We start from the raw sequence: 13,219 nt of genomic DNA, 5'->3' as shown, positions 1-13,219 counted from the left end.
GGCGGAGCCCCTGGGGATGGGACGGGTAGGGGCGGCGGGGGCGAGGAAAGCAAGCGCTTAGAAAAATGCGGCCGGGGTCACACAGCGATGCCCGTGACCTCGACGATACGTACGGGTAACTTCCCCAACAGCCCCGCCCCCGTACATACGAACTCCAATGGAGCCGTGATGCCCGAAGCCGTCATCGTCTCAGCCGCCCGATCCCCGATCGGCCGCGCTTTCAAGGGCTCACTGAAGGACCTGCGCCCCGACGACCTCACCGCCACCATCATCGAGGCCGCCCTCGCCAAGGTCCCCGAGCTCGACCCGAAGGACATCGACGACCTGATGCTCGGCTGCGGCCTCCCCGGCGGCGAGCAGGGCCACAACCTCGGCCGCGTGGTCGCCGTACAGATGGGCATGGACCACCTCCCGGGCTGCACCATCACCCGCTACTGTTCCTCGTCGCTCCAGACCTCCCGCATGGCCCTGCACGCCATCAAGGCGGGCGAGGGCGACGTCTTCATCTCGGCGGGCGTGGAGATGGTCAGCCGCAGCGTGAAGGGGACGAGCGACGGCATGCCCGACACGCACAACCCCCTCTTCGCCGACGCCGAGGCCCGCACCGCACAGGTCGCCGAGTCCGAGGGCGCCACCTGGCACGACCCGCGCGAGGACGGCCTGATCCCCGACCCTTACATCGCGATGGGCCAGACCGCCGAGAACCTGGCCCGCCAGTGGGGCGTCACCCGCCAGGACATGGACGAGTTCGGCGTCCGCTCGCAGAACCTCGCCGAGGAAGCCATCAAGAAGGGCTTCTGGGAGCGCGAGATCACCCCGGTCACGCTCCCCGACGGCACGGTGGTGAGCAAGGACGACGGCCCGCGCCCCGGCGTCACCCTGGAGGCCGTCCAGGGCCTCAAGCCGGTCTTCCGCCCGGACGGACTGGTCACGGCCGGCAACTGCTGCCCCCTCAACGACGGCGCCGCCGCCCTCGTCATCATGTCCGACACGAAGGCACGCGAGCTCGGCCTGACCCCGCTCGCCCGGATCGTCTCCACGGGCGTCTCGGGCCTCTCCCCCGAGATCATGGGCTACGGCCCGGTCGAGGCCAGCAGGCAGGCCCTGTCCCGCGCCGGCCTGACCATCGACGACATCGACCTGGCCGAGATCAACGAGGCCTTCGCCGCCCAGGTGATCCCCTCCTACCGCGACCTGGGCATCCCCCTGGACAAGCTGAACGTGAACGGCGGCGCCATCGCCGTCGGCCACCCCTTCGGCATGACCGGCGCCCGCATCACCGGCACGCTGATCAACTCGCTCCAGTTCCACGACAAGCAGTTCGGCCTGGAGACGATGTGCGTCGGCGGCGGCCAGGGCATGGCGATGGTCATCGAGCGCCTCAGCTGACACCGCCCGGCCGAACCCTTCGGTCACTCCGAGAACCCCTCGGTCACCCCGGCCGAACCCCTCGGTCACCCCCGCTGAACCCAGCGTGATCCTCTGGCCCGGGACCTCGGCACCGCCGGGGTTCTGGGCCGTTTTGTAATCCAATCTCCCCCAGGATGTGACCTATCTCCCTCGGAAGGGTGATTCAGCAGGTCAGAGCCGCTTCACCGCCAAACATCAGACCAGGCGTCCTGTCCGTTTCGTGACGTTACGCACTGACAGCGGGATAGTCCGCCCTTCAAGCTGATGTAGGAAGTCGGGGGTCGACTTTGAACCGGGAGTACGTCAGTGAGCGCCATGCCGATTGCTCTGCTGCTCACCACAGCCGCCGCCGCGGCCGTGGGAGTCGCCGTGCTGCACAGCCTGCGGGGGCTGCGCCGACAGGTCGCGGCCCTGCACACCGAGCTCATCGCGAGCCGTGCCACGAGCGCGCGGCCCGTCGTACCCGCCGCCCGCCCTGCCTCCGACACGGACGAGATACGCGCTGCCGTGGCCGAGGCGCTCGCGGAGGAGCGGGAGCGGGAGCTGGCCGAGGCCAGGGCGTTCTGGGCCGCCCAGGAGGCGCGTGACGTCCCTGACGCGCCCTCCTCGCTGCTGGGCCTTCCCGACAGCGAGCCGTACCTGCCGCGCCACTCGGACTTCGCGGGCCTGGAGCACCTGGAGCCGGTGCCCGAGCCGAGCGTGGAGAGCGACGAGTATCCCGGCGACTCCCCGGAGCTCGCCGCCGCCCGCCGCCGTCACCCCTCCCACCCGGACTTCGTGCCGACCCCGTCGCCGGTCGTGAACGACCACGAGCGCACGGTCGCCTGCCTGGAGGAGCTCGCCTCCTCCCGCACCGAACTCTCCGACGTCCGCCCGGGCCCGCTGGGCACCCTCGACGTGTACGTCTTCGCCGACGGCACGACCCTGTGCATGACCCCGGGCCACCGCGAGACCGCCGAACGCCTCGCCTCGGCCCTGCGCATGGGCCGCACCCCCGTCCTCCTGGGCGGCTCGGGCGTCTCGGGCGCCTACACACTGACGTTCGAGTGCGGCGAGGAGAACATCTACATCCTGGCGGACAGGGTCATAGCGTCGCTGTAGCAGCGCCCCGTAAGGGGCGCGGGGCTGTATCGATGTGCGGCTCTGCGTGCGCGGGCGCGAGCAACCACAGACAGCCGGCACCCGCGCACGCAGTAGGTGCCCTACGGCGGGCAGGCGCAGAGTCACACTCCGGCCCGCTTCTCCGCCTCGGCAACAAGCTCCACCGCCTCCACCAGCTCCCCCTCACTTCTCAGCACAACCGCAAGATCGTTCCCGGCGACCATGATCTGATCCGCCGCCGCGAACATCCCCGCGTCCGGCATCTCCCGCGGCGGCGAACCCGGCTCCTCCAACCGCTGGGCACGCAGTGCCAACTCCCTGGCCAGCGCCAGTGCCTCAGCGGCAGCACCCCGCTGCAACCGGCTCTGTGGAGCAGCCCTCAAACGATCGGCGAAGTGGTCCACCGCACGGGTCAGAGGCGTCGTATCAAGCACGCCGCGAGACTACGCGTCCCAGCAGGAGTGTTGCCAACACGCCAACGCTCAGGCACGGTGACCTGAAGGACCGGCTTACATCCCATGCGTCCGGAGGCGCCGATGTCCCAAGTCTTCTCCGAGGAGACCCATCGCAATCTGCTCGCCCGCATCCCCCACTGCACCGGTCGTGAAGTATCCGACTGGCTGCGCGCTGTCGACGACGGCCCGGCTCTCTTCAATTTCGAGGAGAAGGTCAGCTGGCTCCGGCACGAGCACAACCTGGCATACGGCCACGCCAAGGCGATCATCCACGAGTACGACCTGAGGAGGGCCGCGCGCAAACTGCTCTGAGCGCGCTCCACCGGCACGCCGAGCACCGGACCAGACGAAGGAAGCAACCGGACAGGACGAAGGGCCCCGGGAGCAGCGCTCCCGGGGCCCTTCACCGTGCCAACGGTCCGGATCAGTCGTCGCCGCTGAAGATGGCGACCAGCCGCAGCATCTCGATGTAGATCCACACGAGGGTCATGGTCAGACCGAACGCGGCCAGCCATGCCTCCTCGCGCGGGGCGCCGTAGGCGATGCCGTCCTCGATCTGCTTGAAGTCGAGTGTGAGGAAGAAGGCACCCAGCAGGATCGCGAAGATGCCGACGATCGCACCGAGCGGGCCCATGCTGCGCAGACCGCCGTCCGGGGCGGCGCCGAACACGACCAGCAGCAGGTTGACCGCCATGACCAGGACGAACGCGATGGCGATGGTCATGCCGATGCGCGCGTACCGCGCGGTGACGCGGATCCAGCCGGCCTTGTAGACCAGCAGGGTGGCGCCGGAGACCGCCATCGTGCCGAGCACCGCCTGGAAGGGCGCGCCGGACCACTGGGTGTTGAACATCTCGCTGAGCACGCCGAGGAAGACACCCTCGAAGGCTGCGTACGTCAGGATCAGCGCGGGCGAGGCCTTGCGCTTGAAGCTCTGCACGAGGGCGAGGACCATCGCGATGAGCGCGGCGCCGATGGCCAGGCCGTAGCTGCTGGGCGTCACCGGCAGGAGGGCCCACGCCAGGATGGCGCCGACGACGACCGTGCCGAGCGTCATGGCCGAGCGGACGACGACGTCGTCCATCGTCATGCCGCCGGTGCGGACCGGGGCCTGCGGCGGGGCGCCGTGCTGCACGTCCTGCTGTGCGTACGGGTTCGTCGCGTACGGGTTGCCGCCCTGCTGGGCGTAGGGGTTGCCCTGGGTGCCGACAGCTGCTCCCCCGGCCTGCGGCGCGGTGTTGAAGCCCGCGTAGCCGTTGTCGCGGCTGAACCCCCGTCGCGAGAAGACCGGGTTGCTGCTCCTCATTTCACTCCTCCATGGCCACCCTGCGTGGCCTTGGGCTCAAGAGTAATGGGTGGGCAAAGGATTGACCCTAGTGCTTGGGAAGGATCTTTCCCTCGTCGTGACGCGAAACACGCTACGCGTCTCCGTGATTCCCCACACTGGCCCACCTCATCCATGACCAACCCGGTACATGTCCGGAACCGTCCAGAGATCAACGAGCCGGCCGGGCCGTAGCGTCACAGCGACGACAAGCCGGGGGGGGCGGGCGAACCGCGAGCCGACGACAGGACGGAGAAGGGTCGTCACCCATACGCGCCTCATACGTTCCCCTTGCGCGCCGACTCTCGGGCCGCGACATCTCACCCGAGACCCCGGACGGGCCACCGTGGGCCCCGGGGAATTTTGTTCGGTGATTTGTCGGTGGTGCCCGGAACCGGACTTGAACCGGTACGCCCGCGAGGGGCAGCGAGGTTTAAGCTCGCCGTGTCTGCATTCCACCATCCGGGCAGGCCATGGGCTCCGCATCGAGGTTCCGAGCCTATCGGGGCCCATCCCTCGAACAGCGGACGAGCGGACCGATGTTGTCTTATTTTATTGACGTCTGAGGGTGCATCAGCACCCGGTACACGCCATCCGCACTTGCCAATAGCCTTTCGGACCACCTGACCCCTCGTTGGCGGAATGACGGAATTTCACCGCCCGAACGAGCGGCCTCCACACGGTCCGCCGCGATGACGCGGTGACTCGTGTCGCCAAACCCCGCCTCCTGCGCCATCCCCGTCGTGCCCGGAGAGCCTCGCGCCCTAGGGGCCGCCCCTCATCCCCAGGTATGACACGGCGTCGGCTGGTCCCCCTTCAGTCTGTCCCCGGAACCGGAACAGCGGCTGACTACACGGCGCTCCTCGGCCCGGACGATGGAACGCGTTCCCCAAACGCCGTCGTCCCTACAGGAGCACCTTTCGTGACCACCACTCCCATCGCCGACCGGGCCACCACCGTGGCCGCTCGCGCCACGGACCTCTCCAAGGTCTACGGACAGGGCGAGACCCAGGTGGTCGCCCTGGACCGGGTCAGTGTCGACTTCGGGCAGGCCAGGTTCACCGCGATCATGGGGCCTTCGGGCTCCGGCAAGTCCACGCTGATGCACTGCGTGGCGGGGCTGGACTCCTTCTCCTCGGGCTCCGTCCGTATCGGGGACACCGAGTTGGGGTCCCTGAAGGACAAGCAGCTCACCAAGTTGCGCCGGGACAAGATCGGTTTCATCTTCCAGGCGTTCAACCTGCTGCCGACCCTGACCGCGCTGGAGAACATCACGCTCCCGATGGACATCGCGGGGCGCAAGCCGGACAAGCAGTGGCTCGACACCGTCATCCGGATGGTCGGCCTCTCCGACCGTCTGACCCACCGCCCCACCCAGCTCTCCGGCGGTCAGCAGCAGCGCGTCGCCGTGGCCCGTGCCCTCGCCTCGAAGCCGGACATCATCTTCGGCGACGAGCCCACCGGCAACCTCGACTCCCGCTCCGGATCGGAGGTGTTGGGGTTCCTCCGCAACTCGGTCCGCGAACTCGGCCAGACCGTCGTCATGGTGACCCACGATCCGGTCGCCGCCGCGTACGCGGATCGTGTGATCTTCCTTGCGGACGGGCGGATCGTGGACGAGATGTACGGGCCCACGGCCGAGACGGTGCTGGACCGTATGAAGCGGTTCGATGCGAAGGCGCGCACCAGCTGAGCCGGTTGCGTCTCGTCTGCCGGGTTCTGTGTGTGGGCGGCTGCGGGTTCGTCGTGGCTTGTCGCGCAGTTCCCCGCGCCCCTTAGAAGCATGGGCGCGCCCGGCACGACGACATACCGCCACCCCAGCGCACCACCTCGACCGCCGTACGACACCACGCACCACCCACCCCAACCCCTGGACAGAGAACCCATGTTCCGTACCGCCCTGCGCAACGTGCTCGCGCACAAGGCTCGGCTGTTGATGACCGTGCTCGCCGTGATGCTCGGCGTGGCGTTCGTGTCGGGCACGCTGGTCTTCACGAACACCATCTCGGAGGCGTACCAGAAGAGTTCGGCGAAGGGCTTCGACCAGGTCGATGTCGCCGTCGAGCCCAAGTACCAGGAGAGCAAGGGCGACACGGTGGGCAAGTCCCCCGAGCTCACCCAGGCCCTCTTCGACAGGGCCGAGCGCGCCCCGGGCGCCGCGTCGGCCATCGGCGTCGTCAACGGCTTCACCGCCGTCGCCGACAAGGACGGCAAGCTCATAGGCGGCGGCTTCCAGTCCCGGGGCGGCAACTACTGGGGGGACAAGGACCCCCGGTACCCCCTCACCGACGGCCGCGCCCCGTCCGGCAAGGACCAGGTCGCCATCGACTCCGAGACCGCGTCCCGCGCCGGATACAAGGTCGGGGACACCGTCCGCCTCTCCGTCGACGGCCCCGTGCTCACCCCGAAGATCACCGCGATCTTCACCACGGACGACGGCAACGTCGCCGCGGGCGGCAGCCTCGCCCTCTTCGACACCGCCACCGCCCAGCAGCTCTTCGGCAAGAACGGCACGTACGACGAGATCGACGTGAAGGCGGAGGCCGGCACCAGCCAGGCGCAGCTCAAGGCCGCGCTCGACAAGGCGCTCCCCAAGGACACGACCGAGACCACCACCGGCCAGAAGCTCGCCGACGACCAGGCGGAGAGCACGGCCAAGGCGATGGACGGCCTGAAGCAGGGTCTGCTGGTCTTCGCCGGCATCGCCCTCTTCGTCGGCACGTTCATCATCGCCAACACCTTCACCATGCTGGTCGCCCAGCGCACCAAGGAACTCGCGCTGCTCCGGGCCGTCGGCGCCTCCCGTCGGCAGGTCACGCGCTCGGTGCTCATCGAGGCGTTCGTGGTCGGCACGGTCGCCGCCGTCACCGGTCTCGTCGCCGGCATCGGCATCGGCGCCGCCCTGCGTTCCCTCATGGGCTCGTTCGGCGCCACGGTCCCGGACGGGCCGCTGATCATCACCCCGGGCACGGTCGGCGCCGCGCTCGCCGTGGGCATCCTCATCACGATGCTGGCCGCCTGGCTGCCCGGCCGCCGTGCCGCGAAGATCCCGCCGGTCGCCGCGATGAGCAGCGTGCACGCCAAGGCGACCACCAAGTCGCTGGTGCTGCGCAACACGATCGGCGCGCTGTTCTCCGGCGCGGGCATCGCCGTGGTGCTGGCCGCGACGACCATGAGCGGTTCGGACGGTCAGGCCCCGATGGGTCTGGGCGCCGTCCTGCTGATCATCGGCGTCTTCGTCCTCACGCCCCTGCTGTCCCGTCCGCTCATCGCGGCCGCCGCACCCGTGCTGCGCGTCTTCGGGATCTCCGGCAAGCTGGCCCGCCAGAACTCGGTCCGCAATCCGCGCCGTACCGCCGCCACGGCGTCCGCGCTGATGATCGGCCTGACCCTCATCACGGGCATGACGGTGATGGCGGGCAGCCTGCAGACGGCGATCGACAAGATGGCCTCGTCCGCGATCAAGGCGGACTACGTCGTGTCGATGGCGAACGGCAACTTCCTCTCGCCCGACGTGGAGAAGAAGCTCACCGGGACCGAAGGCGTCACCGCCACCAGCCCTCTGCGCAACGCGCCCTCCCGCATCGACGGTGAGACCGAGTACCTCACCGGCGTCAAGGGCAGCACGATCGGCGAGCTCACCGACCTCAAGGTCGAAAACGGCACCTTCGAGGTCGGCGGCGACAAGGTCGTCGTGGACTCGGACACCGCCGAGCTGCACGGCTGGAAGGCCGGCTCGGACTTCACGGTCTCCTACGAGGACGGCAAGAAGCAGCAGCTGACGGTCGCCGGGGTCTACGAGGGCAACGAGATGGTGCGCGGCATCATGCTCGACCTCGGCACGCTCTCCCCGCACCAGTCGAACCCCACCGACATGCAGGTCATGGTGAAGACCTCCGACGGTGTGTCCGGCGCCACGAAGGACCAGCTGGAGAAGGCGCTCGGCACCAACCCGGCCATCAAGGTCCAGGACAAGAAGGACATCTCCAACGACATCGCGCAGATGTTCACGCTGATCCTGAACATGGTCTACGGCCTGCTGGCCATGGCGGTCCTCGTCGCCGTGCTCGGTGTCATCAACACCCTGGCCATGTCGGTCTTCGAGCGCTCCCAGGAGATCGGGATGCTGCGCGCGATCGGTCTGGACCGCAAGGGGATCAAGCGGATGGTCCGCCTGGAGTCGCTGGTGATCTCGCTCTTCGGCGGCGTGCTCGGCATCGGCCTCGGCGTGTTCTTCGGCTGGGCGGCCGGTGAGCTGCTGGGCACCAGCCTGGCGACGTACGAACTGGTCCTGCCCTGGGCCCGGATGGCCGTCTTCCTGCTCCTCGCGGCCACGGTCGGCATCCTGGCGGCCCTGTGGCCCGCCCGCCGCGCGGCACGGCTGAACATGCTGACGGCGATCAAGACGGAGTAGCAGCAGAACGAGCTGTTCGTGATGTGAGGGGGCTCCGTTCCACACCGGCTCGGAGCCCCCTTCACGTCCGTGGCTTGACGCCGGTACCGTCACGCCCCCCACGTACGGGCCCGCAGCGGCATCCCCGAATCGCCCGACTCCGGTGTACGGACGGCCAGGACCTGGTTGACGCCGATCCGGTTGCGTTCGAAGGACACGGCGCAGGCCGCCATGTACAGGCGCCAGACGCGGGCGCGGCCGGGGCTGGTGAGGTTGACCGCGCTCGCCCAGTCGGCCTCCAGGCCCGCGACCCAGCGGCGCAGGGTCAGGGCGTAGTGCTCGCGGATCGACTCGACGTCGCGCACCTCGAACCCGGCGCGCTCCAGCTGGGTGACCGTGGTGCCGATGGGGGCGAGCTCACCGTCCGGGAAGACGTACGCGTCGATGAACTCGTCGATCTCGTACGCCGATTCGTCGCGCTGGGGGCGGCGGGCGATCTGGTGGTTGAGGAGCCGGCCGCCGGGCTTCAGCAGGCGGTACAGCTGGTCGGCGTACTCCAGATACCGTTCGGCGCCGACGTGTTCGGCCATGCCGATGGAGGAGATCGCCTCGAAGGGGCCGTCCGTGACGTCCCGGTAGTCCTGGACGCGGATCTCGACCTTGTCGGTGAGCCCCTCGTCGGCGACGCGCTTGCGGGCGTACGCGGCCTGCTCCTGGGAGAGGGTGACACCGACGACCTGGACGCCGTACTCACGGGCCGCGTGGATGGCCATGGAGCCCCAGCCGCAGCCGACGTCGAGGAGCCGCCCGCCGGGTGTCAGGCCGAGCTTGCGGCAGATGAGGTCGAGCTTGTCGTGCTGGGCGGCTTCGAGGGTGCCGTCCGGGGAGCCCCAGTAGGCGCACGAGTAGACCATCGACGGGCCGAGGACGATCTCGTAGAAGTCGTTGCCCACGTCGTAGTGGTGGCTGATGGCGCGTCTGTCGGTGCGCCTGGTGTGCAGGTGGCGGCCTCTGCGAACCTCCTCGCGGGGTGGGGCGGGAGGCAACGGCAGCCCGGCGAGTTTGACGAGGCCCCGGACGGCGGCGCGCACCTCCGGGTCGCGGAGGGCCTCCGCGAGCCCTCGGGCGTCCTCCCCGCGCTCCCACACGCTCCCCGACAGCAGGTCGAGCGCGACGTAGATGTCTCCCTCGATGTCCAGGTCCCCGGCGACCCAGGCCCGCGCCAGGCCCAGCTCGCCCGGTTTCCACAGCAGTCGGCGCAGGGCGCGGCGGTTGCGTACGACGAGCGCCGGCGCACCGGGGGGACCTGCCTGCGAACCGTCCCAGGCGCGGATACGCACCGGGAGCGGGGCACCCAACAACTGCTCGGCGAATCTGTTCAGCCGCGGCGCGACGTCGGCCATGGCGCACACCTCCGTGACAAGGAATCCCGGAATGTCGAATACCACGTGAACACCTGAAGGACTCGGGTACGGTCCGCCATTTGCGTTATGTCTTGGCAAAACGTTCACGCGGGTCCGTGGGCATCGCCGGCTCCGCAACGCCGAAGGGGCCGCCCGCACCACGGATGGCGGGCGGCCCCTTCGGGGCGTGCTGGTGACCTGAGGTCAGGAGGCCTTGGCCTTCTCCTCGGTCTTCTCCTTCGGCGCGGCGGCGACCGGCGCCGGCTTGGCGGCCTCGTAGAACTCCTCGCGCGGGTTCTCCATGGCACCGAGCGAGACGACCTCGCGCTTGAGGAACATGGCGAGCGTCCAGTCGGCGAAGACGCGGATCTTACGGTTCCACGTCGGCATCGCCATACCGTGGTAGCCGCGGTGCATGTACCAGGCGAGACGGCCCTTGAGCTTGATCTTCATCTTGCCCATGACGATCATCGCGACGCCCTTGTGGAGGCCGAGACCGGCCACCGCGCCCTTGTTGGCGTGGCTGTACTCCTTCTGCGGGAAGCCCCGCATGCCGGAGACCACGTTGTCGCCGAGGACCCGGGCCTGGCGCAGCGCGTGCTGGGCGTTCGGCGGGCACCAGGCGTTCTCCACACCGGCCTTGCGGGCGGCGACGTCCGGCACCTGGGCGTTGTCGCCCGCGGCCCAGATGTAGTCCGTGCCCGCGACCTGGAGGGTGGGCTCGCAGTCCACGTGGCCGCGCGGGCCGAGGGGCAGACCGAAGCGCGAGAGGACCGGGTTCGGCTTGACGCCGGCCGTCCACACGATCGTGTTGGAGTCGACCTCGAGGCCGTTCTTCAGCACGACGTGGCCGTCGACGCAGGAGTCCATCGAGGTGGAGAGGTAGATCTCGACCCCGCGGCTCTCCAGGTGCTCCTTGCCGTACTGGCCGAGCTTGGGGCCGACCTCGGGGAGGATCTTGTCGGCGGCGTCGACGAGGACGAACCGCATGTCCTCACGGGAGACGTTGGTGTAGTACTTGGCCGCGTCGCGGGCCATGTCCTCGACCTCACCGATGGTCTCCGCACCGGCGAAACCGCCGCCGATGAAGACGAAGGTGAGCGCCTTGCGGCGGATCTCCTCGTCGTGCGTGGAGTCGGCCTTGTCGAGCTGCTCGAGGACGTGGTTGCGCAGGCCGATGGACTCCTCGATGCCCTTCATGCCGATGCCCTGCTCGGCGAGGCCGGGGATCGGGAAGGTGCGGGAGACCGCGCCCATCGCGACGACCAGGTAGTCGAAGGGCAGCTCGTACGCCTCGCCGACCAGCGGGGCGATCGTGGCGACCTTGCGGTCCTGGTCGATGGTGGTGACCCGGCCGGTGAGGACTTCGGCCTTCGGCAGCACGCGTCGCAGCGGGACGACGACGTGGCGCGGCGAAATGCTTCCGGCGGCGGCTTCGGGGAGGAAGGGCTGGTAGGTCATGTACGACCGGGGGTCGACGACCGTGACGGTCGCCTCTCCGTAGCGCATCTTCTTCTGGATACGCCGAGCTGCGTACAGGCCTACGTACCCACCGCCTACTACGAGGATCCTGGGACGCTCCGTGGTGCTCATGCCATCGAGTATGTACCCGCCATCCGGGGGGAGCTCGTGCGCCCCTTCACAAGCATCGGCAGGCCCTCTGCTACACTGCGCGGCCCGCGTGACACAGGTCATGGCACGGAGGGGGAACCACCGTGTGGGTGGGACCGTTGTCAATGCCGCGTGAACTGCCCTTCCGTTCCCGGGAGCCGGCCGAACCACCCACCCGTTCGGGCCCGCCGACGCACCCCCGGAAGTCCGCCGGAAGCACCTCCCGAGTCCGCCGACACCCCTTGATGGCCCTCGGAAGGCCCCCGGAGGGCCAAATCACCCCTCAGCAGGGCCGATTTCCTTGTGAAGAACTTCACGAACTTTCTCGGCGGCCCGTCAACGAGGGGCCCTTCGGGGCCCCTCAAACGCGCTCATACGTTATCCGACGCGCTCAGCCGAGACTACCGAGAGGTAGCAAAGTCTCGCTCACACGTGGGCGTTTCCGGCCGGGAGACCGGCCCGAAGTCGCCCCCGGCCGGCCCGAAGCCGACCCCGACCGGCCCGGAACGACCGGCCCTGGCCTAGGCGACGGACCAGGCGATCCCGTCCAGAATGTCGTGCTCGCTCACCACGACCTCGCTCGCGCCGATCCGCTCCATGATGGCCAGCAGCACGAGCGCGCCCGAGGCGATGACGTCGACCCGGCCCGGGTGCATGGAGGGGACGGCGGCCCGTTCGGCGTGCGTGGAGGCCAGCAGCCACTCGGTGATCTCCCGCACGCGGTCGTAGGTGACCCGGGAGTGGTGGATCGCCGCCGAGTCGTACTCGGGCAGGTCCTGCGCGATCGCCGACACGGTCGTCACGGACCCCGCGAGCCCGACGAGCGTGTGCGCCTCGCGCAGCGGGACGGTCCGCTCCACGCGGTCCAGCGCGGCCTCGATGTCGGCCCGTACGGCCTCGATCTGCCCCGGCTCCGGCGGGTCGACGACCGCGCCGTCCCGCACGAGATGCCGCTCTGTCATCCGCACACACCCGATGTCGACGGACAGCGCTCCGCGCACGTGGCCGTCGCCGACGACGAACTCGGTCGACCCGCCACCGATGTCGACGACGAGATAGGGCGTCGCGAGGTCCTGGCGCCCCATCAGCTCCCTGGTCGCTCCCGTGAAGGAGAACTCGGCCTCCTGCTCACCGCTGATGACCTCCGGTTCGACGCCGAGGATGTCCAGTACCCCGCGCACGAACTCGTCGCGGTTCTCGGCGTCGCGGGAGGCGGAGGTGGCGACGAAACGGGTGCGCTCCGCGCCGTGTTCCTTGATGACCGCCGCGTACTCGCGGCAGGCCGCGAACGTCCGCTCCAGTGCCTCGGGGGCCAGGCGGCCCGTGCGGTCGACGCCCTGGCCGAGGCGGACGATCGTCATCCGGCGGTCGAGGTCGACGAGTTCGCCGGTGTGCGGGTTCGCGTCCGCGACGAGCAGGCGGATGGAATTGGTGCCACAGTCGATGGCAGCGACCCTGGTCATGCGTCCTCTGATCTCCTGTCGTGATGTGCGCGGGGCCGGTTTCCTCGCCCCCGCCGCCC

At 69.2% G+C, this 13,219-nt stretch carries 10 protein-coding genes and 1 tRNA gene; 5 read left to right on the top strand and 6 right to left on the bottom strand.

From position 1 onward, the window contains the following. Window positions 1-168: 168 nt before the first annotated feature. A complete protein-coding gene (locus FNH08_RS29160; protein WP_152774517.1) occupies window positions 169-1,389 on the top strand; it encodes an acetyl-CoA C-acetyltransferase in 1,221 nt (406 codons plus the stop codon). A gap of 336 nt (window positions 1,390-1,725) precedes the next feature. Continuing rightward, on the top strand, window positions 1,726-2,511 hold the full coding sequence (locus FNH08_RS29155) for a hypothetical protein (protein WP_152774519.1): 786 nt from the start codon (window positions 1,726-1,728) through the stop codon (window positions 2,509-2,511). A 122-nt stretch (window positions 2,512-2,633) separates the two neighbouring features. On the opposite strand, the gene FNH08_RS29150 is transcribed toward FNH08_RS29155, so the two are convergent. Further along, on the bottom strand, window positions 2,634-2,945 hold the full coding sequence (locus tag FNH08_RS29150) for a hypothetical protein (RefSeq protein WP_322725662.1): 312 nt from the start codon (window positions 2,943-2,945) through the stop codon (window positions 2,634-2,636). Between the two features lie 102 nt (window positions 2,946-3,047). Between FNH08_RS29150 and FNH08_RS29145 the strand changes: the two genes are divergently transcribed. After that, a complete protein-coding gene (locus tag FNH08_RS29145; RefSeq protein WP_152774516.1) occupies window positions 3,048-3,278 on the top strand; it encodes a DUF4287 domain-containing protein in 231 nt (76 codons plus the stop codon). Window positions 3,279-3,390: 112 nt separating this feature from the next. On the opposite strand, the gene FNH08_RS29140 is transcribed toward FNH08_RS29145, so the two are convergent. Then, complete coding sequence (locus tag FNH08_RS29140) at window positions 3,391-4,272, bottom strand: Bax inhibitor-1/YccA family protein (RefSeq protein WP_152774515.1); 882 nt, start codon at window positions 4,270-4,272, stop codon at window positions 3,391-3,393. Window positions 4,273-4,672: 400 nt separating this feature from the next. After that, window positions 4,673-4,758 (bottom strand) — tRNA-Leu (locus FNH08_RS29135). A gap of 454 nt (window positions 4,759-5,212) precedes the next feature. Between FNH08_RS29135 and FNH08_RS29130 the strand changes: the two genes are divergently transcribed. Both FNH08_RS29130 and FNH08_RS29125 read left to right on the top strand, forming a co-directional pair. Beyond that, window positions 5,213-5,983, top strand: a complete 771-nt coding sequence (locus FNH08_RS29130; RefSeq protein ID WP_322725660.1) for an ABC transporter ATP-binding protein — start codon at window positions 5,213-5,215, stop codon at window positions 5,981-5,983. 192 nt (window positions 5,984-6,175) lie between these two features. Then, complete coding sequence (locus FNH08_RS29125; protein WP_152774514.1) at window positions 6,176-8,704, top strand: ABC transporter permease; 2,529 nt, start codon at window positions 6,176-6,178, stop codon at window positions 8,702-8,704. Between the two features lie 89 nt (window positions 8,705-8,793). On the opposite strand, the gene FNH08_RS29120 is transcribed toward FNH08_RS29125, so the two are convergent. The 3 genes from FNH08_RS29120 to FNH08_RS29110 form a co-directional block, all read right to left on the bottom strand. Continuing rightward, entirely contained in the window at window positions 8,794-10,086 is a 1,293-nt protein-coding gene (locus tag FNH08_RS29120) for a class I SAM-dependent methyltransferase (protein WP_152774513.1), read from the bottom strand. Window positions 10,087-10,290: 204 nt separating this feature from the next. Beyond that, window positions 10,291-11,679 (bottom strand): NAD(P)/FAD-dependent oxidoreductase, encoded by a 1,389-nt coding sequence (locus FNH08_RS29115; RefSeq protein ID WP_152774512.1) that lies wholly within the window; start codon window positions 11,677-11,679, stop codon window positions 10,291-10,293. Window positions 11,680-12,218: 539 nt separating this feature from the next. Next, a complete protein-coding gene (locus FNH08_RS29110; protein WP_152774511.1) occupies window positions 12,219-13,160 on the bottom strand; it encodes a Ppx/GppA phosphatase family protein in 942 nt (313 codons plus the stop codon). Window positions 13,161-13,219: the final 59 nt, after the last annotated feature.

The organism is Streptomyces spongiae (assembly GCF_009377185.1).
Classification (GTDB): domain Bacteria; phylum Actinomycetota; class Actinomycetes; order Streptomycetales; family Streptomycetaceae; genus Streptomyces; species Streptomyces spongiae.
This window is presented reverse-complemented; position numbering and strand designations above follow the sequence as displayed.

Bases quoted from the DNA above. Each gene is read 5' to 3' on its own strand.
- FNH08_RS29160 (WP_152774517.1), top strand. From the start codon at position 169: ATGCCCGAAGCCGTCATCGTCTCAGCCGCCCGATCCCCGATCGGCCGC.
- FNH08_RS29155 (WP_152774519.1), top strand. From the start codon at position 1,726: ATGCCGATTGCTCTGCTGCTCACCACAGCCGCCGCCGCGGCCGTGGGA.
- FNH08_RS29145 (WP_152774516.1), top strand. From the start codon at position 3,048: ATGTCCCAAGTCTTCTCCGAGGAGACCCATCGCAATCTGCTCGCCCGC.
- FNH08_RS29140 (WP_152774515.1), bottom strand. From the start codon at position 4,272: ATGAGGAGCAGCAACCCGGTCTTCTCGCGACGGGGGTTCAGCCGCGAC.
- FNH08_RS29125 (WP_152774514.1), top strand. From the start codon at position 6,176: ATGTTCCGTACCGCCCTGCGCAACGTGCTCGCGCACAAGGCTCGGCTG.
- FNH08_RS29120 (WP_152774513.1), bottom strand. From the start codon at position 10,086: ATGGCCGACGTCGCGCCGCGGCTGAACAGATTCGCCGAGCAGTTGTTG.
- FNH08_RS29115 (WP_152774512.1), bottom strand. From the start codon at position 11,679: ATGAGCACCACGGAGCGTCCCAGGATCCTCGTAGTAGGCGGTGGGTAC.
- FNH08_RS29110 (WP_152774511.1), bottom strand. From the start codon at position 13,160: ATGACCAGGGTCGCTGCCATCGACTGTGGCACCAATTCCATCCGCCTG.